Genomic DNA, 23,230 nt, shown 5'->3' on the forward strand with positions numbered 1-23,230 from the left:
AGCTGCTATGCAAACCGGGGCCCTGCCCCGGTTTTTTATTTCAGAAGGAAGATTAAGACGTGATGACGTTAACGGATGTGGTGCTGCTGGTCTTTATCGCCGTCCTGCTCGGCTGGGCGATTTATAACGAATTTATTATGGATAAGCTCAAAGGCACCACGCGCCTGGCCATTCCCCTTCTGCGGCGTAACCGCATCGACAGCACGATTTTTGTCGGCCTGGTGGGGATCCTCATTTACAACAACATCACCGCTAACGGCACCGCGTTGACCACCTGGCTATTATCTGCCCTGGCGCTGGTCGCTATTTATCTCTCATGGATTCGTCAGCCCAGGCTGCTGTTCAAAAATGAAGGTTTCTTCTTTGCCGGCGCATGGATCCTCTATTCCCGTATAAAAGAGATGAATTTATCCGAGGACGGCGTTCTGGTGATGCAATTAGAGCAGCGGCGTTTGCTTATCCGCGTCAGGAATATAGACGACCTGGAAAAAATTTATAAACTTCTCGTTGTCACTCAATAGCTTAAAAACATAGCAATACCTATATTTTTTGACCAGTTTGCGGGTTTTAAAAACATAGCCAAAGCTATTTCCGGCTATTTTGCGCGCTTATTTATTAACGGTTTGATAACCTTTTCAATTAAATGAAAATCGTTATCATTTGCGCAGTTAAAGGTCAATATCAAATATTGTTTTAACTTCAAAAAATATGTTAAGGTTGCGCCCGTCGTTGGGGAGTAGCCGATTTTCACTTCCGTGAAAATGTACATGTCAACATACTCGTTCTAAGAACGTGGCGTGTACGACTCAGATAGAGTAGGCGAGACCATAGGCACGTAACCATCGAACGTTGGGGATGGGTGACGTGTATATGATCTTCCCAACTGAGGCGCCGTAATGAATCTCTCCGCAACTCTTCTCCTCGCCTTTGGCATGTCGATGGACGCTTTCGCCGCATCGATAGGTAAAGGCGCCTCGCTGCACAAACCCAAATTTTCCGAAGCGCTGCGCACCGGGCTTATTTTCGGCGTTATTGAGGCTATTACCCCGCTTATCGGCTGGTGTCTTGGCCTGCTGGCAAGCCAGGTGGTGCTGGAATGGAACCACTGGGTGGCCTTTGTGCTGCTGGTGTTCCTTGGCGGCAGGATGCTTATCGAAGGGTTCCGCGGCGGGAATGAAGAAGAGGCGCCGAAGCTACAGCGACACGGCTTCTGGCTATTAGTCACCACCGCCATCGCCACCAGCCTGGACGCCATGGCGGTAGGGGTGGGCCTGGCGTTTTTAAAGGTCAACATCATTGAAACCGCGCTGGCGATTGGCTGCGCCACGATGATTATGTCCACGCTGGGAATGATGGTCGGCCGCTTTATCGGCCCGATGCTGGGCAAACGCGCCGAGATCCTCGGCGGCCTGGTGCTGATTGGCATCGGCTGCCAGATTCTGTACAGCCATTTTCACCCTTAAGCTACGCTTCGCGCCGCCAGACACGCACCACAAAATCGGTTTCGCAGGCAAACGCCGTTTCCGCTTTCAGCGCTTCCCACACTTCAGGACGCGCGCGCCAGGCAAACGGCGTCATTTGCAGCAGCGCCGCCGCTTCCTCTCCATTAAGAGTCATGGCCCAGCCGATCCGCTGCGTTTGCTCCTCAACGAAGCCGGGCAGAGATTCCACCTCTTCCGAATGCAGTAAAACTTCCTGGTAAATTAGCCCCTTTAGCTGCATCAGATGGCGCGGCCCCGGCGTGGCGGTAATTACCACGCCGCCTGGTTTGACGACGCGCGCCAGCTCCTGCGCCTTGCAGGGCGCAAAGATTCGCACCACGGCATCCAGACTGCCGTCGTCGAACGGCAGCCGGTGGCTGGAGGCGACGCAAAACTGCACCTGTGAATAGCGCTTAGCCGCATAGCGAATCGCGACTTTCGCCACGTCGAGCCCCCAGATATTTTCCGCCCGGCCCTTTAGCGCTTCGGCAAAGCCCGCGGTGTAATACCCTTCCCCGCAGCCAATATCTAATACCGCCGCCGGCGCATGCTCGGTCAACATCCGGCTGATAGCGTCGCGCAGAGGCTGGTAATGCCCCGCGTCCAGAAAAGCGCGGCGGGGCCTGCATCATCTCAGCGCTGTCGCCCGGATCCTTAGAGCGCTTGTGCTGCACCGGCAAAAGGTTCACGTAGCCCTCTTTCGCCTCGTCGAACCGGTGTCCCTGCGGACAAAGAAAACTTTTTTCCTGCGCGGCAAGGGGGGAATGGCAAAGCGGGCAGAGATAGGACATGGTGACTCCGGATAGCTGTAGAGGGCGCAAGTGTAACCCTTACGCCCGGTGACGAAAAGCGGCTACGGCGCCGGAGCCGTCGGGTTTGCCTTATTAAGCATCACCAGACGCTCATCGCCCGGCGGTAAACCATCCGGTTCGATATTCTCCAGACGCAGCACGTCGCCCATAATCTGGCTAAATACCGGGGCTGAAACCGCCCCGCCGTAATAATCGCCGTTAGAAGGATCGTTAATAACCACGGCTAAGGCAAAACGAGGGTTGCTTGCGGGCGCAACGCCTGCGGTATAGGCCACGTACTTATCGATATATTTGCCGTCATCGCCGATTTTCTTCGCCGTCCCGGTTTTTACCGCCACGCGGTAGCCGCGCACGGCGGCCTTAACGCCGCCGCCGCCCGGCAGCGCCACGCTTTCCATCATATGTTCAACCTGATGGGCGATCTCAGCGGACATCACCCGCTGCCCGACCACGGGCGGATCCACTCGCGTAATGGAAAGCGGTCTGGAAATGCCGAAGCTTCCTATGGTGGCGTAGACGTGCGCCAGCTGCAGCGGCGTTACCATCAGCCCGTAGCCAAAGGAGAAGGTCGCGCGATCCAGCTGCCCCCAGCGCTGCCGATGCGGCAGCAAGCCGCTGCTCTCCCCCGTCAGCCCCAGGCCGGTCGGCGTTCCGAAGCCGAAGTTTTTATAGGTATCGAGCAGCGCCTGAATCGGCATGGCAAGGGAGAGGCGAGAAACGCCGGTATCGCTCGACTTTTGCAAAATGCCGGTGAGGGTGAGCTGAGGATAAAAGCCCACGTCGCGGATCCGGTGCCCGTCGAGCATATAGGGATGCGTGTCCACCACGCTGTCGGGCTGCACGATGCCCTGCTTCAGGGCGCTCATAATAACCATGGGCTTAACCGTGGAGCCGGGCTCAAAAGTGTCGCTGATGGCGCGGTTACGGAAGTCGTCTAAGGTCGCCCCGTCGCGATTGTTCGGATTGAACGTCGGGTAGCTCGCCATCGCCAGCACCTCGCCCGTATTCACATCGATAATCACCGCCGCGCCGGACGCCGCTTTATTCCAGGACACCGCGTTGCTCAGCGCATCTTCCGTTACCGTCTGCAGGCGTTCATCGATACTCAGGATAATGTTGTGCGCCGGGCTGGGCGGCGTCTCCGTAATATTCTCAATCACGTGTCCATAGCGGTCCTTACGTACCAGCCGTTCGCCAGCCACGCCGGTTAACTGGCGATTAAAGCTCTTTTCAATGCCTTCAATGCCCTGATCGTCGATATTGGTGAAGCCCAGCAGATTGGCGGCTACGTGCCCGGCGGGATAAAAGCGGCGGGATTCCTCACGCAGGGAGATACCCGCAATATTGAGCTTGTCGATCCAGGCCGCCTGCTGCGGGTCGAGCTGACGAGCAAGGTAGATAAAACGGCTCTGGTCGCTGCGATGGATGCGCGCGGCGATGTCGCTCAGCGGCGTGTGCAGGGCGTTAGCAAGCGCCTGCCAGCGGCTGTCGAACTGAACGCCGCCTTTTTCCATAATGACTTTAGGATCGGCCCATACCGCCTTGACCGGGACGCTGACCGCCAGCGGACGTTCATCGCGGTCCTCTATCATGCCGCGCGGCACCACGATGGTTTTTTCACGCAGGGAACGCATATCTTCCTGTTTGACCAGGTTATCAGGCGAGACTATCTGTAGCCAGGCGACCCTGCCCAGCAAAAACAGCAGGCTTAGCAGGATAGCCAGACAAAGCAGCCCGAAACGCCACTGGATGAAATTGCCCATCAACGACGGGGAAAGTTTCCGCACAATCAATCCTTATCAAAACTTAAGCGATTGAAAATTTAAACAGATATTGGCAACGGCGCGGACGAAAGGAGTGCTACATCCTTCACAGGATTGCAACAAGAGGCAACGCGGAGAGGCGTCTGGTCATAATTTGAAAAATATTGAGTTTATTTCAGCCATTAAAAAGCCCCGCGTGAAATGCGAGGCTTTTAACTCAATTAGGCGTTTTGACGCCTGAGCCTAATTCAGCTGAATTAGATGGCAGTCACGTTAACTGCAGCAGGGCCTTTCTGGCCGTCCTGGATTTCGAACTCAACGTTCTGGCCTTCTGCCAGAGTTTTGAAGCCGTTACCCTGGATTGCAGAGAAGTGTACGAACACGTCTTTGCTGCCGTCAGCAGGAGTAATGAAGCCAAAACCTTTAGACTCGTTGAACCACTTAACTTGACCTTTAATCTTTGCCATTTTGCAAATTCCTTAGATAGTTTTCTTCGCCCGCAGGCATTACTTAGATAAAACAGAGACGTTACTGCTTGAGGCACTAATATAAGGTTCGGCAGAGAAGCGGTATTCAACGACAACGTGTTTACTCAGAACTTCTTTACTGAAAATGCCATACATAGACAGAACTGTACCTCGTTTGACCCAAAGTGTTATCACATACAACGTAAACAATGGCAAGCCATTTTTAAGCACGTATCGATCTGCCGCACAGATTCAAAAACTGCCCGTTTGTTCAGAGAAAACAAACGTGGATTGATGAATAAACACTTAACAGGCTTTCGCCCGTCGCCGCGCCTGCAACAGCATGAATCAGACAACTTTTTTACCATAGCTCAAAGGCTTCACTTCGTCCAGGCGAAGTCTGAAAAAGTCGCCTCGCCAGGCGTTATGCTTATGATTTATGCTGCATAACTATGCAAAAAATGTGCAATGCAAAATGCCTGTATCCCTGTGCGGGCGGCGAAGCTTTAAAGCAGCGGCCAAATAGAATAAAGCTTGAACAGTTAAGCTGTAATATTGCACCAAAATAATGAAAGTTTAATGACAATGTGCTTCATGACGAGGCAATAAAAACGTTTCGCTATAATATAGTTCATAAAATACGTATCTTTTTTTCAAAAAAATAAATCGCTAAAAAGACGGGGGTAATAATTAATTCGTATTTTTAAATAAGGCGACGCTTTGACCAATGACAAACGGCGTGAAGCCTTCCTGCCGTTCTCCGGCATCCTTCAGGGCCGCCAACAGCTCCTGCGGCGGCGAATCCAGCGGCTCGTCGGCAAGCTCAAAGACGCCCCAGTGAATAGGTATCGTCACCGGGCGGCCAATCTGCTGCCATAACCTGACGGCCTGCTGGGGATCCATATGGTGATTGCCCATAAACCAGCGCGGCGCATAGGCTCCTATCGGGATAGCGGCGGCGTCCAGCGGGCCCGTACGCAGCGCAATATCCGCCAGATCGCTTGTATAGCCCGTATCGCCGCTGAACCAGAAGCGTAGCCGCTCGGTTTCAACTATCCATCCGCACCACAGGCTGCGGTTGCGATCCCATAGCGAGCGCATGCTCCAGTGCTGGGCGGGCACGGCGGTAACCGCCATTCCCCGCCAGGTTAACGCCTGCCACCAGTCAAGTTCGGTTACATGGCGGATACCGCGCCTTGTAAACCAGTTTTTTAATCCAAGCGGCACGAAAAAATGGACCTTCGGGAAACGTCTGACAATCCGGCGCACCGTGGCGCTGTCGAGGTGATCGTAATGGTTATGGGAAATAAGCACCGCATCAAGCTGAGGAAGCTCGTCAACGCTTAATGAAACCGGCGTTTTACGCAGGGGGCCTGCAAAAGGAAAAGGTGAGGCGCGCTGAGAGAAAACCGGATCGGTAAGCAGATACTGCCCCTGCAGACGTAGCAGCAGGCTTGCGTGCCCCAGCCACCAGGCGCGGTCATCGTCGCCCGCCAGCCGGGCCTTTTGCCACCAGCGATCGATAAAGGCCGGATAGCCGCCGGCCGGAGGGTGCGGGAGCCCCTGCGCTTTTCGTTCTTCACGCCAGCGCTTAACGTCGCCCGGCTGGCGTTTCACAGAGTGCAGGTTGCGAAAACCATCGGGGAGATGGTGCGGCAGCTCGGGATCGAACCAGGGATTTTTCCAGGGCATACCGGCTCCTGAAGAAAAAGCGGTGAACCGCCCGACAGAGAGTTACCGCTCTGCGACCAGGCGGACGAAATCGTCTTCTACATCGTCTTCATCCTTCACGGCCGTCGCTTTTTTCTCTACTTCCGGCTCGTTTGCCTCACATAAGCGGCGCAGCAAAGCGTTCTGGCGCTTTTGCTGATCGAGCAGCTCTTCAAGCAAGGCGATTTGTTCGTTTGCGCGGCTGCTGGCGCGATTAACGAAGAACCACAGTACCAGACCGATCAACAGCACAACCAGGGAGACTGCCAGGGACGCAATATTAAAAATGCCAACGTTCAGTTCGTTCATCTTACCACCTCAACAAAACGCGTATTCTACACCTGCCCGGGCGCAAGGAGATCATCATATCGACTAAAAATACCCTACCAGGGGATAAATTTATTGATTGTGCAGATGCCGCTGAAAAACTGTACGTCCTGATCGCACATCACGTTAAACATCTGGGTCCATAAAAGCAGGCAGGCGATAACGATTGCCGCCAGAATCACCCATCGGTACTTTTTCACTCATCTCTCCACTTCATTACTGATCTTCCTCAAGCCTACCACCGCTAAATTAAACCTGGCTTAACCGTCCCTGCATTTAACGATTTAGGAATCTTGATATTGTTTGCGCAGAACAATCCGCTACGCTTAGAGGCAGAATTCACAGCAAAAAATGAGGTTTCCATGCGTATGGTGATCCGCACCATTATTGTAATAGCTCTTTTGTGGATCGGTTTGCTCTTATCGGGCTATGGCGTTTTGATTGGCAGCAACGAGAATGCCGCAGGCCTGGGGCCTGCAGTGTAAATATTTAACCGCCCGAAATATCGTCACCGCCCAGTTCGTTCACACCGACAGCGGCATTATCGGCCTCACCAACTGTCCGGTTCTGCGCAAAAGCACCACCGTCATCGACGACGGACAATAAAAAACGCCGCTAAATGCGGCGTTTTTTTCTTGCGTCTAATCAGAACGGATAATCGTGATAACCCATTTGTTCCGAAATAGTTCGCGCGGCGTTGTGCAGCATCTTCACGTATTCGTGCAGGCGGTCTTCAGAGAATCGCAGGGTTGGGAAAGAGATGCTCAACCCGGCGATGACGACGCCGAAACGGTCAAATACGGGAACGCCGATACAGCGCAGCCCTTCTTCCTGCTCCTCGTTATCTTCTCCGTAGCCCTGCTCGCGAACCTTATCCAGCAGCGGAAGCAGCTCTTCGGTGCTGGTGATGGTGCGTTCGGTGCTGCGCGTATACTCCACGCCCGCCAGAATCTCTTTCACCTCTTGCGGATCGCGCCACGCCAGCAGCACTTTACCAATCGCGGTGCTGTATAACGGATTGCGACGCCCCACGCGGGAGTACATACGCAGGTTATACATGGAGTCGATTTTATGGATATAGACGATGCTATCTTCATCCAGAGCGCCCAGGTGAATGGTCTCTTTGGTCAGGCGCGACAGCTCGCGCATCTGGATGTCCGCGCTGCGAATCAAATCGACGTTTTGCAGCGCGCGGGCGCCCAGCTCAAACAGCTTCAGCGTCAGGGAATATTTCTCGGACTCGCCTTCCTGGGCGACGTAGCCCAGCGACTTCATGGTTTGCAAAAAGCGATAGACGGTGCTTTTTGACATCATGACGCGTTGCGAAAGTTCAGTGATACCAATTTCACGTTCTTCGCCAAGGGCCTGCAGGATGCCAAAAACTTTCAGGACAGAAGAGACAGAATCAGGTTGTTTATCCAGATCTGCGATTGCCATTAATCACCTCGATCGCACGTGTTTTATAAAAATCAGAACCGGTTTTTAGTATAAATTGACGCCCGGTCTACCGCAATGAATCAATGCTATTTCGTTACAAATCTGCGACATATCACAGAAATATCAATGCTAAAATAACGACTCATAAAATAATACCCATAAAGTCACACTACTCCTATGGATAAATCTTTCCCCGACGGGTTGCCGACGCCCCAGCGTTATGGCGCCATCTTCGCCATCGCCCTGGGCATCACTATGGCGGTGCTTGACGGCGCCATTGCGAACGTCGCGCTCCCGACCATCGCCCGCGATCTTAACGCCAGCCCGGCAGAATCGATTTGGGTGGTAAACAGCTACCAGATAGCCATTATCGTTTCGCTCCTGTCGATGTCGTTTTTAGGCGATCTTTTTGGCTATCGCCGGATTTATCAGTGCGGGCTGGTGCTTTTTTGCCTGACGTCATTATTCTGCGCCCTTTCCCCTTCGCTGCCCATGCTCACCCTGGCGCGCGTTCTGCAGGGCTTCGGCGGCGCCGCGTTAATGAGCGTAAACACCGCGCTGATCAGGCTTATTTATCCGCAGCGTTTTCTGGGGCGGGGAATGGGGATTAACTCCTTTATCGTCGCCGTCTCCTCGGCCGCCGGGCCGACCGTCGCGGCAGCGATACTCTCTGTCGCCTCCTGGCAGTGGCTGTTCTTAATCAACGTGCCCATCGGCATTATGGCGTTTCTTTTAGCCGTGCGTTATTTGCCGCCGAATCAGCAAAAGGCTCAGGGCCAGCGGTTTGATATTCCGGGCGCCATTTTGAACGCCCTGACTTTTGGCCTGCTGATTTCCGCCATCAGCGGCTTCTCGCAGGGACAGCCGGGCGCCCTGATTATCGGCGAGCTGGTCGCGCTGGTGGTCATTGGCTATTTCTTTATCCGTCGCCAGCTGGCGCTGCCGTTCCCGATTTTGCCGGTCGACCTGCTGCGCATTCCTGTTTTTTCACTCTCGATGGGCACCTCCGTCTGTTCGTTTGCGGCGCAGATGCTGGCGTTTGTCTCCCTGCCCTTCTTCCTGCAGACCGTTCTTGGCCGCAGCGAGGTGGATACCGGGCTGCTGCTGACCCCGTGGCCGCTTGCGACTATGGTGATGGCGCCGCTCGCCGGCTATTTAATCGAGCGCGTCCATGCGGGATTATTAGGCGGAGTTGGCCTTGCGGTAATGGCTGCCGGGCTGTTCGCCCTGGCGCTGCTGCCGCCTGACCCGAGCGATATCGATATCGTCTGGCGCATGATCCTGTGCGGCGCAGGCTTCGGGCTGTTCCAGTCTCCTAACAACCATACGATTATCTCCGCCGCGCCGCGCCACCGTAGCGGTGGAGCAAGCGGCATGCTGGGTACGGCGCGCCTTCTGGGACAAAGCTCCGGGGCCGCCCTTGTAGCCCTGATGTTCAATATGTTCCACGAACACGGCACCCACGCCTCCCTCCTGCTGGCCGGTAGTTTTGCGACGCTTGCGGCGATCGTCAGCAGCTTACGCATGTCGCAACCCCGCGTTCAGGCATAAAAAAAGCGTGCCGATAAGGGCACGCTTTTTTCGTTTTAGCTTCTTACTTCAGGTAGTCGCCGTTACGCAGCGCTTCAATACGCTTGTCCAGCGGCGGGTGCGTCATAAACAGTTCGCTCATGGATTTCGCTCTGCCGTTGATACAAAACGCCATCATGCTGCTGGCTTCCTGCGGCTCATAGCTGGTTTTCAGGCGCTGCAGCGCCGCAATCATCTTTTCACGGCCAACCAGTTTTGCCGAACCCGCGTCAGCGTGGAATTCGCGGTGACGGGAGAACCACATGGTGATAATGCTGGCGAGAATGCCAAACACCAGCTCCAGTACCGTCGCCACGGCAAAGTACACCAGCGGGTTGCCGTTGCTGCTTTCGCCTTCGTCACGGTTGCCGGACAGGAAGCCTGAGGCCACCTGCGCGATGATGCGGGAGATGAAGATAACAAAGGTGTTCACCACCCCCTGAATCAGCGTCATGGTGACCATGTCGCCGTTGGCGATGTGGCTGATTTCGTGAGCGATCACCGCCTCAGCCTCATCACGGCTCATGTTCTGCAACAGACCGGTGCTGACGGCCACCAGCGAAGCATCGCGGCGGGCGCCCGTTGCGAACGCGTTGATGTCCGGCGCATGGTAGACCGCCACCTGCGGCATGGCGATACCCGCCTGCTGCGCCTGACGGCCGACGGTTTCCATCAGCCAGCGTTCAGTTTCGTTGCGCGGCTGCTCAATAACTTCCCCGCCCACCGAACGTAACGCCATCCATTTCGACATCAGCAGTGAAACGATTGAACCGCCAAAGCCAAACAATACCGCCATGATCATCAGACCAGAAACGCTGCTTGACTGGATCCCCGTCAGGCTTAGCACAAGCCCAAAAACGACCATAACCGCAAGGTTGGTCAGCAGGAAAAGCCCGATACGCATCATAATTTTCTTTTTACCTCGGTTAAAAATACGCACTGTGCGTTACCCCACATCGTAGGGGCAAGCCTGCCATTTTCAAGCATCCGGGCACCACAAGTGGTTAATAATACATAACTTTACACTTTACAGAGGCGGGGCTGACCTGACTTGAGGGAGGCAAAAAAACGGGCACAATTTCTTGTGCCCGCTGGGGGATTACTTCGCGGCGGCTGGCTGCTCTGCCGGTTTGTCCTTTTCCATTTTCGCAAGGTCCAGGGCAATGTGAACCGTTTCATCGAGATACGGATCCGGCTCCTGGTAATCCTTAGGTAGATCGTCGAGTTTTTTCAGCGGCGCTTTGCCTTCACGCTTGAAGCGGTCGTTGATGCGCGCCAGCCGCGTAGCATCTTCTTCCTGGTTTTCTTTCTCACGCTGGGCGAGGTTCAGGGAGACGATGTTGCGTTTTTCTTTCAGGGCATTGAAACGCGCAATGTCCTTCATGATGTACTGGAATTCCGGGTCCGCAGCGATGCGGTCCTGGTGCAGCTTCAGCAGCTCCGGCTCAAAGGGCGCCAAATCCCCCGACTTCACGTAGGTAGCGGCGTTAATGCTGTCCCACGGTAAGGCGTTGTCTTCGAACTTCTCACCGGTTTCGGTCTCTTCCGTGCCGGTTGGCATCGTAATGTCCGGCGTGACGCCTTTACGCTGGGTGCTGCCGCCGTTGATGCGGTAGAACTTCTGAATGGTGTACTGCACGGAACCCAGCGCAGGCCATTCCGGACGCAGCATCTGGTCGTAAATACGATTCAGCGAACGATACTGCTGCACGGTGCCTTTACCGAACGTCGGTTCGCCGACGATCAGCGCGCGGCCGTAGTCCTGCATCGCGGCGGCAAAGATTTCCGAGGCGGAGGCGCTGAAGCGGTCAACCATCACCACCAGCGGGCCTTTGTAGTAAACCACGCCGTCGGTATCGCTATCTTCACGGACCTTGCCGTTGTTGTCGCGAACCTGCACCACCGGGCCGCCTGGAATAAACAGGCCGGACAGCGACACGGCTTCGGTCAGCGCGCCGCCGCCGTTAGAACGCAGATCGATGATCACGCTCTTCACGTTCTGTTTTTCCAGCTTCTGCAGCTGCACCTTGACGTCATCCGTCAGGCCAACGTAGAAGCCAGGAATATCCAGCACCCCGACCTTATCTTTGCCCACGGTTTTCACCGTCAGCTTCACGGCGCGGTCTTCCAGACGTATGCGCTCGCGCGTTAAGGTGACGATGCGGGTTTTGGTGCCTTTGCCGGCAGGCAGGATTTCCAGGCGCACCTTGCTGCCCTTAGGTCCTTTAATCAGCGCAACCACATCGTCCAGACGCCAGCCGATGACGTCTACCATCGCTTTGCCCGTCTGGCCGACGCCGACGATACGATCGCCGACGGTAATCGCCTTGCTTTTCGCCGCCGGGCCGCCCGCCACCATGGAGTTGATAACCGTGTAGTCATCGTCCATTTGCAGCACGGCGCCGATGCCTTCAAGCGACAGGCTCATTTCGGTGTTGAACTGTTCGGTATTGCGCGGAGAGAGATAGTTAGTGTGCGGGTCAATCTCATGGGCAAACGCGGTCATCGCCAGAGAGAAAACGTCTTCGCTGTTGGACTGCGCCAGACGGCGAATCGCAAACTGATAGCGCTTGGTCAGCGTTTCGCGAATTTCCTGCTCGCTCTTGCCGGTGAGCTTCAGGCTGAGCTCGTCATATTTGACCTTGCTGTCCCAAAGCTGGTTTAGCTCCTCAACGCTGGTCGGCCATGGCGACTTGCTGCGGTCAAGGTTAAAGGTGTCGTTACCGGTGAAATCCATCGGTTTTTCCAGCACCTTTAGCGCATACTCGTAGCGTTCAAAACGGCGCTTTTGACCCAGGTTATACAAATCGTAAAACACATCCAGCTTGCCCGAACGCAGCTCGTCGCCAATCTGGTTTTTCCTCGCGGCGAACTGCTCAACGTCGCTGGCGAGCAGCACGTTGTGGCTGAAATCGAGCTGGTTCAGATAGCGGTCGAAAATTTTGGCGGAGAAGTTCTGGTCGAGGTCGAACTGGCGGTAATGCGAACGAGTAAAGCGCGAGGTTACGCGCTCACTCACCGTGGCATGCTGTGCTTCTTCCTTTAACTGCGGGATTTGGTCAGCACGCGTGATGTTCTCAACGGCCAACGCGCTGCCTGTAAGAAACAACAGGCTAGCGACGGCCGTAAGCTTAAAGAGTTTGTTCATGCCCGGGTCTGGCCTCCGTTTCAGAACTGCAAGTGTTCTGCGCGTACAATCATTGCCATACCAGAAGTCAGCTGTACACGAACGCCATCTTTGGTAATTTCCAATACGGTGGCATCCATCGCGTTGTTACCCGCTTTGACTTTAATTGCCTGTCCAACCTGCAGAGCTGAAATATCCGTAACTGGCGTGCGTTTTTCTTCGCGCGGCGCCTGGGCGGCCGGCTTATCGGCACGAGGTTTGCGTTCTGATGTTTCTTTACGACGCGCAGCCTGGGCCGGGCGCGGTTTACGTTCACGACGAGGTTTGTCTTCGACAGTCTCGCCGTTCGCAATTGCGGCTTCGCGTTTTTTCGCCTGCTGTTCGGCACGCTGGGCCTGAACGCGAGCTTTGGCTTCTTCAAGCTGCTTGCGGGCATGTTCGACGTGCTGCTCATCGAGCTCACCGCATGGGTTGCCGTCAAGATCGACACGCACCGCGCCGACTTTGATACCGTACAGGTAGCGCCAGCTTGAAGTATAAAGACGTAGCGCGGAGCGAAGCTGAGTTTTACTGAGGCTCATTTCGCCTTCAACGCGCGCGACCAGATCCTGAAAGATTCCAATCTTCAGGGGGCGAGCTTCGCCTTCAGCGCTAAAGCACTGCGGGAAACGCTCAGCCAAAAAGGTAATAACTTCTTTGCTGCTATTCAACTTAGGTTGATTTTCCATGAAATTTCCTGATTACAACGGAGTTGCCAACAAACCGCGGCATGAACAGGCGACATTATAATGACGCTATCGGCAAATGCCACGTTATCCGTTGCTTATCATGCTATCGAGTGAAGAATTTTTTATAATCCGTAGCGGTTATGAGCTGTGAAAGCTGCGTAACCAGTTGGGATAAGCCCTGTTGGTCTTCCGGCGTGAAGCGCCCGTATTCGGTGCTGTCGATATCCAGAACGCCAATCACCTCGTCATTTACCACCAGCGGAAAGACAATTTCGGAATTGCTTGAGGCGTCGCAGGCGATATGGCCGTCAAAAGCGTGCACATCTTCTACGCGCTGCACTTCACCGGTGGAAATCGCCGTGCCGCATACGCCTTTACCAACAGGAATACGCACGCAGGCAATTTTGCCCTGGAAAGGTCCCAGAACCAGAGTATTGCCTTCCAACAAATAAAATCCCGCCCAGTTCACGCCGTCAAGACGCTCAAAGAGTAGCGCGCTGGTGTTCGCGAGGGTTGCCAGAAAACTTGTTTCACCTGCCATTAACGCACTGAAATCGCGGTTTAAATCCACGTAAAATTGTTCTTTGTTCATTGAATAACCATTTTGTTGTCTGACTCTACTGCCCTGCATATTAAAATAAGCACTAAATGCGCCCTGCCACAAGGTGTATCATTTTATGAATTACTATAGGCTTGAGTGAAATTCAATTTACAGCGAGATACAACATGCCGCACGGGTATTTCTGGCCGACGACGAAAAATGAAAATATACGCCATTAGTCAGGTTTCGCCGCAGGCACGTTATCAGCGTTGTCCCCAATGCGATACCCTTTTCTTTTTGCCCGCGGTGAAATCATCCGAAAGTGCCTATTGCCCTCGCTGCGACGCTAAAGTGCATCACGGGCGCGACTGGTCTTTAACACGCCTCGCGGCCATGGCCACGGCCATGTTGCTGCTAATGCCGCTGGCGTTCTCCGAACCCCTGCTGCGCATCTATCTGCTGGGGACGAAAATTGACGCCAACGTTTTTCAGGGCATCTGGCAGATGGCCCGGCAGGGCGACCCGGTTACCGCTGCGATGGTGCTGTTTTGCGCCGTAGGCGCGCCGATAACCCTGATCGCGGCAATTATCTATCTCTATTTCGGCAACATACTCGGCATGAATTTACGGCCGGTCCTGCTGATGCTCGACAGGCTGAAAGAGTGGGTGATGCTGGATATTTATCTGGTGGGCATCGGCGTGGCCTCCATCAAGGTCAAAGAATATGCCTTTATGCAGCCCGGCGTTGGCCTGGTAGCCTTTGTCGCCCTCGTGGTGCTGAGCCTGCTGACCATGATTCATCTGAACGTCGAGCAGCTGTGGGAAAGATTTTATCCCCAGCGGCCTCCTCGCGCCTTCAATGCCCAGCTACGCGTGTGCCTCGGCTGTCATTTCACCGGCGTACCCGACATTCGTGGCCGCTGCCCGCGCTGCCACGTGCCGCTGCGCCACCGTCGGCGCCAGAGCCTGCAAAAATCCTGGGCCGCGCTGATTGCATCTTTAATGTTTCTGCTGCCCGCCAACCTGCTGCCCATCTCGGTGATTTATGTCAACGGATCGCGCCAGGAAGACACCATTCTCTCCGGCATTATCTCCCTTGCCGGCAGCAATATCGCCGTCGCCGCGGTGGTATTTATTGCAAGTATCCTCGTCCCCTTTACTAAAATAATCGTGCTGCTTACGCTTTTGCTCAGTATCCACTTTAAGTGTGAAAGAGGGCTACGCACGCGCATCCTGCTGCTGCGATTTATTACCTGGATCGGCCGCTGGTCGATGCTCGACCTGTTCGTGATTGCACTCACCATGTCGCTGGTCAATCGAGACCAGCTGTTGGCATTTACTATGGGACCCGCCGCGTTTTATTTTGGCGCAGCGGTAATTTTAACTATTCTTGCTGTCGAATGGCTGGATAGCCGACTACTTTGGGACGCACATGAGTCAGGAAACGCCCGCTTCACCGACTGAAGCGCGAATTAAAACAAAACGCCGGATTTCCCCCTTCTGGTTGCTGCCGATTATCGCCCTGCTGATTGCCAGCTGGCTTATCTGGACCACCTATGAAGAGCGGGGCACGACGGCCACCATTGACTTCACCTCCGCCGACGGCATCGTTGCCGGACGCACGCCCGTACGCTATCAGGGCGTCGAAGTGGGGACCGTGCAAAGCGTCAGCCTTGGCGACAACCTTAATAAAATCGAGGTCAAGGTCAGCATTAAAAGCGACATGAAAGATGCGCTGCGCGAGGAAACGCAGTTCTGGCTGGTGACGCCTAAAGCGTCCCTGGCGGGGGTTTCCGGCCTGGATGCGCTGGTCGGCGGCAACTATATCGGCATGATGCCCGGCAAGGGCGAGCCGAAGGAACACTTTGTTGCCCTTGATACGCAGCCCAAATATCGCCTGAACAACGGCGATTTGATGATTCATCTTCACGCCCCGGACCTGGGCTCGCTTAACAGCGGTTCGCTGGTTTACTTCCGCAAAATTCCCGTCGGCCGCGTTTACGATTACACCATCAGCCAGAATAAACAGGGCGTGACTATCGACGTGCTGATCGACCGCCGCTTCACCAATCTTGTGAAGAAAGGCAGCCGCTTCTGGAACGTCTCGGGGGTGAAAACCAATATCAGCCTCAGCGGCGCGCAGATTCAGCTCGAAAGCCTCGCCGCGCTTGTTAACGGCGCCATCGCCTTCGACTCGCCGGAAGGCTCGGAGCCCGCCAAAATCGACGATGAGTTCGGCCTCTACGAGGATCTGGCCCACAGCCAGCGCGGCGTAATAATAAAACTCGATTTGCCGGGCGGAGAAGGCCTGAAGGCGGGCTCAACGCCGCTGATGTATCAGGGGCTGGAGGTCGGGACGCTGACCCGGCTTAATCTGGTTCCGGGCGGCTCGGTAACCGGTGAAATGACGGTGGATCCGGGCGTGGTTAACCTTATGCGCAGCGGCACCCGCATTGAGCTACGCAGCCCGAAAGTTTCGCTAAGCAATCCGGACGTCAGCAGTCTGCTGACGGGCAATACCTTTGAGCTGGTGCCGGGCGAAGGCTCACCGCAGGATCACTTTGTGATTCTGCCAAGCGACAAAACTCCGCTGCAGCAGCCTGATGTGCTGACGCTCAGCCTGACGGCGCCGGAAAGCTACGGCATCGACGCGGGCCAGCCCGTTATTCTGCACGGCATTCAGATAGGCCAGGTGCTGGAACGGTCGTTAAACGCCAAAGGGGTGAGCTTCGCCGTCGCCATCGAGCCGCAGTATCGTCACCTGCTGCAGGGCGACAGCAAATTCGTCGTCAACAGCCGCATCGACGTGAAGCTGGGCATGGACGGCGTAGAGTTCCTTGGCGCCAGCGCCAGCGAATGGATAAACGGCGGCGTGCGGGTTATTCCCGGCAGCAAAGGCGAGATGAAAGCCAGCTATCCGCTGTACGCCAATCTGGAAAAGGCGGTCGAAAACAGCATCAGCGATCTTCCTACCACCACCTTAACGCTTACCGCCGCCAGCCTGCCGGATATCCAGGCAGGCTCCGTGGTGCTGTACCGTAAATTCCAGGTCGGCGAAATCATCACCGTGCGTCCGAAAGCCGACAGCTTTGATATTGATGTGCATATCAAACCGGAGTATCGCAAGCTGCTTACCTCCAGCAGCGTGTTCTGGGCCGAAGGCGGCGCGCGCGTGCAGCTGAACGGCAGCGGCTTAACCGTGCAGGGCCTCCCCGCTTTCTCGCGCTTTAAAAGGGGCTATCAGCTTCGATAACCTTACCGGCGCGGGCGCGGGCTATACCAAAGGCGACAAACGCGTGCTGTACGCGTCGGAAACAGCCGCCCGCGCGGTGGGTAGCCAAATCACCCTGCATACGTTTGACGCCGGCAAACTCTCCGCCGGCATGCCAATCCGCTATCTGGGGATCAATATCGGCCAGCTTGAGTCGCTGAATCTCACCGAATCGCGCAGCGAAGTGGAAGCCAAAGCGGTGCTGTACCCTGAGTTCGTGTCGACATTTGCCCGCGGCGGCACGCGTTTCTCCGTGGTGACGCCGCAAATTTCGGCGGCGGGCGTCGATCATCTGGATACCATCCTTCAGCCGTACATCAACGTGGAGCCCGGCCGCGGCTCGCCGCGACGTGACTTTGAGCTGCAGGAAACCTCCATTACCGACTCCCGTTATTCCGATGGCCTGAGCATCGTGCTTGAAGTACCTGAAGCCGGCGCGCTGAGCATTGGCACGCCGGTGCTGTTCCGCGGCGTGGAGGTCGGCACCGTAACGGGGCTGACGCTTGGCAACCTGTCCGATCGCGTGATGGTCGGCCTGCGCATCAGCAAACGCTTCCAGCACCTGGTGCGCGACAGCTCGGTCTTCTGGCTGGCCTCCGGCTACAGCCTTGATTTCGGGCTGACCGGCGGCGTGGTGAAAACCGGCACCTTTAACCAGTTTATTCGCGGCGGTATCGCCTTTGCCACGCCGCCGGGCACGCCGCTGGCGCCGAAAGCCGAGCCGGGCAAACACTTCCTGCTGCTGGAAAGTGAACCGAAAGAGTGGCGTCAGTGGGGCACCGCCCTGCCGCGTTAAATAAAGCGCCCCGGTGCTCAGCCGGGGCGCTTTATGCTACACTGCGCGCCTTATTTTTCCGTGGAATTCCCCAGTGGCCCAAACTCACTCCGCTTATCTGCCGCAGCCTTTTCTTGATGTTATGCGCGATGCCCTGCCCGCCGGGCAAACGCTCGAAAGCTTTATCGACTACTGCCAGCGCCCGCTGCGCCGCAGCCTGCGCGTCAACACCTTAAAGATTTCGGTTGCCGACTTCCTTGAGCTCGTCGCTCCCTGTAACTGGCAGCTCACGCCCGTTCCATGGTGCGAAGAAGGATTCTGGATCGAGCGCGAAGATGAAGAAAGCCTGCCGCTGGGCAGCACCGCCGAACACCTGAGCGGCATGTTCTACATTCAGGAAGCAAGCTCCATGCTGCCCGTCGCGGCCCTGTTTGCCGACGGCCGCCAGCCGCTGCGCATTATGGACGTCGCCGCCGCTCCCGGCTCCAAAACCACGCAAATTGCCGCGCGCATGGGCAACCAGGGCGCCATTCTCGCCAATGAATATTCCGCCAGCCGGGTTAAAGTGCTGCACGCTAACATCAGCCGCTGCGGCATCAGCAACGTCGCGCTGACCCACTTTGACGGCCGGGTCTTCGGCGCCGCGCTGCCGGAATGCTTTGATGCGATTTTGCTTGATGCGCCCTGCTCCGGCGAAGGCGTGGTGCGCAAAGATCCCGATGCGCTACGCAACTGGACGCCGGAAAGCACCTCGGCCATTGCCGACACCCAGCGGGAACTTATCGCCAGCGCCTTCCACGCCCTGCGCCCCGGCGGCACCCTGATTTATTCCACCTGCACGTTAAACCGCGAAGAAAACCAGCAGATTTGCCGGTGGCTGCTGGATGAATGGCGGGATGCGGTTGAGATCGATCCGCTCAACGATCTTTTCCCCGGTGCGGACAAAGCCGTCACGGAAGAAGGTTTTCTGCACGTCTTCCCGCAGATTTACGACTGCGAAGGCTTTTTTGTGGCGCGCCTGCGTAAAACCGCTTCCGTCGCGCGGCTGCCGGAACCCGGCTACAAGGTCGGCAAGTTCCCGTTTGCTCCCCTGCACGGACGTCAGGCTGCGGATGTCGTTACCGCAGCCGCAAAGGCGGGCATCAGCTGGGGCGAAGAGCTGAAACTGTGGCAGCGCGACAAAGAAATCTGGTTGTTCCCGGCGGAAATCGTTCCGCTCATCGGCAAGGTGCGTTTTTCGCGCATCGGTCTACGCCTTGCGGAGCAGTACAACAAGGGTTACCGCTGGCAGCACGAGGCGGTCATCGCCCTCGTTAAAGGCAGTACGCCGCTGGCTTTCGCTTTAACGGAGCACGAAGCCGAAGAGTGGTATCACGGACGTGATATCTATCCGGAAACGACGCCTTCCGGTGACGACGTGGTGGTCACCTATCAGGGGCAACCGCTTGGGCTGGCGAGAAAAATCGGTTCGCGCCTGAAGAACAGCTACCCACGCGATCTGGTTCGCGACGGCAGGCTTTTCGCCGGCGGCCGTTAGTTCGCTTTAAAAATAATCGTTTTTTATTTGGCACTTTTTGCACCATTGACTAGGCTCAAGTGTGGGTGGCCGTACTGGTCATACCACATCAGGTGCACCAAAGGAGAGCGAGATGACGAAAACTAACGTACGAATAGGCAACTTCGAAATTGAAGATGCTGAATTACACGGCGAGCAGCAAGGCGAACGAACGTTAAGCATCCCTTGTAAATCAGACCCTGACCTGTGCATGCAGTTAGATGCGTGGGATGACGAAACCAGCATTCCCGCCGTACTGGATGGCGAACATTCCGTACTCTACCGCCAACGTTATGACCAACAGTCCGATGCATGGATCATGCGCCTTGCCTGATTCCAGATGAACCCGTCCGTCAGACGGGTTATTTACCCCACGGTTTTCCCTCTTCCCGCTATCTCCCCTACAATTAAGCAAAACGGAGCGGTTAAGAGGCGCTAATGTTTGCTTTGGTTTTATTTGTTTGTTACCTGGACGGCGGCTGCGACGATATTGTGGTTGAGGTGTTTAATACCGAGCAGCAGTGCGTAACCGCCATGGAAGAGCAACGGATGCGTCACGGCGGCTGTTACCCGGTGGAGGATTTTATCGATGGCTTCTGGCGGCCGGCGCAGGAGTACAGCGACCTGTAACACTCACTGCACCTGAACCAGCGTGAGCTTATTGCCGAAAACCGCGCCGGTATCGATATAGTGCTGGTTATGGTAGTGCGCGGCTTCTTTTAGCGGCGTATGCCCAAAGTAAAAATGGTCGGCCCCGGTAATATTCTCGCCTCTTCCCAGCATATTTTGATTCAGCCGCTCGCGGCTCCACACCAGACGATGCTCGTCGACCGGCTTATTCCAGGCATAGTGGGAAGAAGGATAGTCCGCATGGGCAATCACAAAGGTTTGATTGCGCGCGTGCAGTTCAATCACCAGCGGCAGCTCGCGGCAATGCAGCAGCGCGTCGCGCACGCTTTGCCGGCGCGCTTCCGGCAGCCCACGAAACCAGTCGCCGCCGTTCATCACCCACAGCATTCTGTCGCCCAGCTCGAGCGCGTCTACGGCCATCTCTTCATGATTGCCGCGCACCGCTTTAAACCAGCGCTTGTCCAGCAAGGCCAGGCACCCCGGACTATCCGGGCCGCGGTCAATCACATCCCCGACGGAAATGACTAAATCCTGCCAGGGATCGAAGCGCCGGGCCTTAAGCTGCGCAACCATTTTCGACAGGCAGCCGTGCAGGTCGCCCGCGATATAGATGTGCCGCCAGTTTTCACCGTCGATACGCTGATACATAACGCCTCCTGCGGCTCATACCCGATACTAAGTATAGGCCAGCGGCATGGGCGCTATCAGGCAGGCTGGCGGATGAGCATTTGCACCTGTTTATCGTGATAGTCGACAGCATGCTGGAACTGAAAACCAAAGCGCCCGGCGAGCCTTAAAGAGCGCTGATTGTCGGCGTCAATAATGCAGCACACCGGGCCTTTAAAGGCGTTATCGGCCCACTTTAAAATAGCCGCCAGCGCTTCCGTTGCGTATCCGCGGCCGTGTACCGCAGGAATCAGCGACCAGCCAGCCTCCGGGTAGGGCCAGCGCGGGCGTAATCTCGCGATGGGCATCCTGGAAACCCAGCGAGCCAACGTAGCGGCCGGAAGCTTTTTCAACCACCGCCCAGTAGCCATAGCCCAGCGCCTGCCAGTGGCCAATATAGCGCAGCAGGCGGCCCCAGCTCATCTCGGCGCTTTGCGGCTCGCCGCCGCCGAGAAACTTCACCATTTCCGGGTCGGCCCAGCAGGCCGCCAGCTCATCAAAATCATCCAGCGTAATCTGACGTAATATCAGACGCTCGGTTTCAAGTGTGGGCGCTTGCGTAACCATTTTTATCCCCTTCTTATCGTTATCATTTTACCGTCTTATTCGCGGCGAGCTAAGCTAAGTGGTTAAAGAGTAATAAGATTTTTCCGCAATGTCCGCAACGATAAATTGACAGGAAGATTGGATTCGCCAATTTGTAAGTTGCAGGGCGGCTGCGGCAGAGAAATATAGGGCACCTGCGCGAGCAGAGCCGCAAAATCTGGTGATTAATGCTGAAAAGCCGGTAACCTTTGCAGGTTGCCGGCCGAAGCTTTTAAAGCTTGCCGCTGAGCCGCTGATGGAAATCAGCGCTGCGAATATCAAGCCCGACGATGTTTACCTTAGCGTCATAGCGCTGATAACGCGTTTCGATGGCGTCCAGCACCGCGACCGTCGAGGCATCCCATATTTGCGCCCGGGAAAGATCGATTATCACGTTCTGCGGATCGTCGGCGTAATGGAAATGCTCAAACAGATCGTTGCTGCTGGCAAAAAAGAGCGGACCCGTTACGGTGTAACGTACAGACTGGCCGTCTGCCAGAAGCTGGCGCTCGGCATGCACAACGTGGGCGATACGGCGAGCGAACAGCATCATCGCAAAAATCACCCCGCCGGCCACGCCAATTGCCAGATTCCCGGTAAAGACCGTGGCCCGCGACGGTAACAACCATCACCAGCGTTTCCGGGAGGGGCATGCGTTTTAACGTTGCGGGCGCAAGGCTATGCCAGTTGAGCGTTTTCACCGCCACGATCATCATAATGCCGGCCAGCACCACCATCGGTATTTTAGCCATCAGGTCGCTTAATACGGTGACCAGAAGCAGCACCACCAGGCCCGCCGCAAGGGTAGAAATACGCGTGCGTCCTTTGCCTAACTCTACGTTGACGATGGTTTGCCCAATCATGGCACAGCCCGCGATGCCGCCGTAGAAACCGGCGAAGATATTAGACAGCCCCAGCCCCCAGCATTCACGACGTTTGCTGGATGGCGTATCCGTCAGCTCATCAACCAGTTTCGCGGTTAATAAAGACTCCATCAGGCCGACGAAAGCGATACTCAGCGCGCACGGCCAGACGATGCGTAGCGTCTCAAGATTCAGCGGCACCAGCAGCTCGGTGAGTCCGGGCATTCCCGCCTGCATGGGGCCGGTATCGCCTACGGTGGGAACCGAAAGCCCCATACCTGTACTGGCGGCGGTGATGACTACGATAGCCACCAGCGGCGAAGGGATCGCTTTCACCACCCGCGGCAGCAGCAAAACAAGGGCGAGCGTTAACGCAAACAGCCCCCAGACCATCGGGCTATGCCCCCAGATATGCGGAACCTGGGCGAAGAAAATAAGAATGCCTAAAGCGTTCACAAATCCCGTCATCACCGATAGCGGAATATAGCGCATCATGCGCGCAAGCCCGGTTACGCCGAATAAAATCTGAATCAGCCCGGCGAAAATCACCGCGGGCAGGATGTAACCCACGCCGTACTGATGAACCATTGGTCCGATAACCAGCGCGACCGAACCCGCCGCCGCGGTCACCATCGCGGGTCTGCCGCCTAACAGGGACATCGCCAGGCAAAGCACGACAGACGCCACCAGGCTCACTTTTGGATCAACGCCTGCGATAACGGAAAATGAAATGACTTCGGGGATTAGCGCCAGCGCGGTAATCGCTCCGGCGAGCGACTCCCGGACCAGCAGGCGCGGCGAGTGCAGGACATAGCGAAGAGAGTTCTCCCGCGCGTGCATCTGGGTTTGAGTGGTTGTCATAGTTTCGTCTTTGCAGGTTTATTTTTTTTATCGCCGCGCCTTCAGGACGCGGCGGGATCGGG

19 protein-coding genes, 5 pseudogenes and 1 riboswitch are annotated in these 23,230 nt (G+C 55.9%); of the genes and pseudogenes, 9 read left to right on the plus strand and 15 right to left on the minus strand.

The genetic code is table 11. The annotated features are described in order from the left end of the window. Window positions 1–62 precede the first annotated feature (62 nt). Both WLO32_RS12070 and mntP read left to right on the plus strand, forming a co-directional pair. Window positions 63–521 (plus strand): DUF986 family protein, encoded by a 459-nt coding sequence (locus tag WLO32_RS12070; RefSeq protein ID WP_435945367.1) that lies wholly within the window; start codon window positions 63–65, stop codon window positions 519–521. A 198-nt stretch (window positions 522–719) separates the two neighbouring features. Next, window positions 720–890: riboswitch (yybP-ykoY riboswitch) on the plus strand. A gap of 6 nt (window positions 891–896) precedes the next feature. Then, window positions 897–1,463 carry a manganese efflux pump MntP gene (gene mntP, locus WLO32_RS12075; protein ID WP_435945368.1) on the plus strand — a complete coding sequence of 189 codons (567 nt, stop codon included), beginning with the start codon at window positions 897–899 and terminating at the stop codon, window positions 1,461–1,463. 1 nt (window position 1,464) lies between these two features. Here mntP and rlmA read toward each other — a convergent pair. The 7 genes and pseudogenes from rlmA to mgrB form a co-directional block, all read right to left on the minus strand. Beyond that, window positions 1,465–2,272: pseudogene (gene rlmA, locus WLO32_RS12080) on the minus strand (23S rRNA (guanine(745)-N(1))-methyltransferase). 62 nt (window positions 2,273–2,334) lie between these two features. Next, window positions 2,335–4,056 (minus strand): peptidoglycan glycosyltransferase FtsI, encoded by a 1,722-nt coding sequence (ftsI, locus tag WLO32_RS12085; RefSeq protein ID WP_435948296.1) that lies wholly within the window; start codon window positions 4,054–4,056, stop codon window positions 2,335–2,337. Window positions 4,057–4,313: 257 nt separating this feature from the next. Further along, a complete protein-coding gene (gene cspE / locus WLO32_RS12090; RefSeq protein WP_001062678.1) occupies window positions 4,314–4,523 on the minus strand; it encodes a transcription antiterminator/RNA stability regulator CspE in 210 nt (69 codons plus the stop codon). Window positions 4,524–4,562: 39 nt separating this feature from the next. Beyond that, window positions 4,563–4,679: a DUF2627 domain-containing protein gene (locus tag WLO32_RS12095; protein WP_121268994.1), complete on the minus strand. Its 117-nt coding sequence runs from the start codon at window positions 4,677–4,679 to the stop codon at window positions 4,563–4,565. 534 nt (window positions 4,680–5,213) lie between these two features. Continuing rightward, a complete protein-coding gene (locus tag WLO32_RS12100) occupies window positions 5,214–6,215 on the minus strand; it encodes an MBL fold metallo-hydrolase (protein WP_435945369.1) in 1,002 nt (333 codons plus the stop codon). A gap of 42 nt (window positions 6,216–6,257) precedes the next feature. Next, window positions 6,258–6,542, minus strand: a complete 285-nt coding sequence (locus WLO32_RS12105) for a YebO family protein (protein WP_121268997.1) — start codon at window positions 6,540–6,542, stop codon at window positions 6,258–6,260. Between the two features lie 74 nt (window positions 6,543–6,616). Next, complete coding sequence (gene mgrB / locus WLO32_RS12110; RefSeq protein WP_121268998.1) at window positions 6,617–6,760, minus strand: PhoP/PhoQ regulator MgrB; 144 nt, start codon at window positions 6,758–6,760, stop codon at window positions 6,617–6,619. 162 nt (window positions 6,761–6,922) lie between these two features. Here mgrB and WLO32_RS12115 point away from each other — a divergent pair. After that, a pseudogene (locus WLO32_RS12115) lies at window positions 6,923–7,166 on the plus strand (YobH family protein). Window positions 7,167–7,205: 39 nt separating this feature from the next. On the opposite strand, the gene kdgR reads toward WLO32_RS12115, so the two are convergent. After that, a complete protein-coding gene (gene kdgR, locus WLO32_RS12120; protein WP_435945370.1) occupies window positions 7,206–7,997 on the minus strand; it encodes a DNA-binding transcriptional regulator KdgR in 792 nt (263 codons plus the stop codon). Window positions 7,998–8,174: 177 nt separating this feature from the next. On the opposite strand from kdgR, the gene WLO32_RS12125 reads away from it, so the two are divergent. After that, window positions 8,175–9,548 carry an MFS transporter gene (locus WLO32_RS12125; RefSeq protein ID WP_435945371.1) on the plus strand — a complete coding sequence of 458 codons (1,374 nt, stop codon included), beginning with the start codon at window positions 8,175–8,177 and terminating at the stop codon, window positions 9,546–9,548. A 43-nt stretch (window positions 9,549–9,591) separates the two neighbouring features. Here the strand turns inward: WLO32_RS12125 and htpX are convergent, their stop codons facing one another. From htpX to WLO32_RS12145, 4 genes are all read right to left on the minus strand, one after another. Further along, window positions 9,592–10,473, minus strand: a complete 882-nt coding sequence (gene htpX / locus WLO32_RS12130; RefSeq protein WP_435945372.1) for a protease HtpX — start codon at window positions 10,471–10,473, stop codon at window positions 9,592–9,594. Between the two features lie 192 nt (window positions 10,474–10,665). Next, entirely contained in the window at window positions 10,666–12,714 is a 2,049-nt protein-coding gene (gene prc, locus WLO32_RS12135; protein WP_435945373.1) for a carboxy terminal-processing peptidase, read from the minus strand. A gap of 20 nt (window positions 12,715–12,734) precedes the next feature. Continuing rightward, on the minus strand, window positions 12,735–13,421 hold the full coding sequence (proQ, locus tag WLO32_RS12140) for an RNA chaperone ProQ (RefSeq protein ID WP_435945374.1): 687 nt from the start codon (window positions 13,419–13,421) through the stop codon (window positions 12,735–12,737). Window positions 13,422–13,524: 103 nt separating this feature from the next. Beyond that, window positions 13,525–14,013, minus strand: coding sequence for a GAF domain-containing protein (locus WLO32_RS12145; RefSeq protein ID WP_435945375.1), 489 nt, complete (start codon window positions 14,011–14,013; stop codon window positions 13,525–13,527). Between the two features lie 168 nt (window positions 14,014–14,181). On the opposite strand from WLO32_RS12145, the gene yebS reads away from it, so the two are divergent. The 5 genes and pseudogenes from yebS (at window position 14,182) to WLO32_RS12170 (ending at window position 20,193) form a co-directional block, all read left to right on the plus strand. Further along, window positions 14,182–15,426 (plus strand): membrane integrity lipid transport subunit YebS, encoded by a 1,245-nt coding sequence (yebS, locus tag WLO32_RS12150; protein WP_435945376.1) that lies wholly within the window; start codon window positions 14,182–14,184, stop codon window positions 15,424–15,426. After that, window positions 15,395–18,029: pseudogene (locus WLO32_RS12155) on the plus strand (MlaD family protein). Before yebS ends, WLO32_RS12155 begins: the two are co-directional and overlap by 32 nt. 73 nt (window positions 18,030–18,102) lie before the next feature. Then, window positions 18,103–19,545 carry a 16S rRNA (cytosine(1407)-C(5))-methyltransferase RsmF gene (gene rsmF, locus WLO32_RS12160; RefSeq protein ID WP_435945377.1) on the plus strand — a complete coding sequence of 481 codons (1,443 nt, stop codon included), beginning with the start codon at window positions 18,103–18,105 and terminating at the stop codon, window positions 19,543–19,545. 112 nt (window positions 19,546–19,657) lie between these two features. After that, a complete protein-coding gene (locus WLO32_RS12165) occupies window positions 19,658–19,897 on the plus strand; it encodes a YebV family protein (protein ID WP_121269008.1) in 240 nt (79 codons plus the stop codon). Window positions 19,898–20,001: 104 nt separating this feature from the next. Beyond that, window positions 20,002–20,193 carry a YebW family protein gene (locus WLO32_RS12170; RefSeq protein WP_121269009.1) on the plus strand — a complete coding sequence of 64 codons (192 nt, stop codon included), beginning with the start codon at window positions 20,002–20,004 and terminating at the stop codon, window positions 20,191–20,193. Window positions 20,194–20,196: 3 nt separating this feature from the next. Here WLO32_RS12170 and pphA read toward each other — a convergent pair whose 3' ends face one another. From pphA to WLO32_RS12185, 3 genes and pseudogenes are all read right to left on the minus strand, one after another. Next, window positions 20,197–20,841, minus strand: coding sequence for a protein-serine/threonine phosphatase (gene pphA, locus WLO32_RS12175; protein ID WP_435945378.1), 645 nt, complete (start codon window positions 20,839–20,841; stop codon window positions 20,197–20,199). 56 nt (window positions 20,842–20,897) lie between these two features. Further along, window positions 20,898–21,426 (minus strand): annotated as a pseudogene (locus tag WLO32_RS12180) (GNAT family N-acetyltransferase). Between the two features lie 250 nt (window positions 21,427–21,676). After that, a pseudogene (locus WLO32_RS12185) lies at window positions 21,677–23,168 on the minus strand (SulP family inorganic anion transporter). Window positions 23,169–23,230: the final 62 nt, after the last annotated feature.

Source organism: Dryocola mayonis (assembly GCF_051307045.1).
GTDB lineage: Bacteria > Pseudomonadota > Gammaproteobacteria > Enterobacterales > Enterobacteriaceae > Dryocola.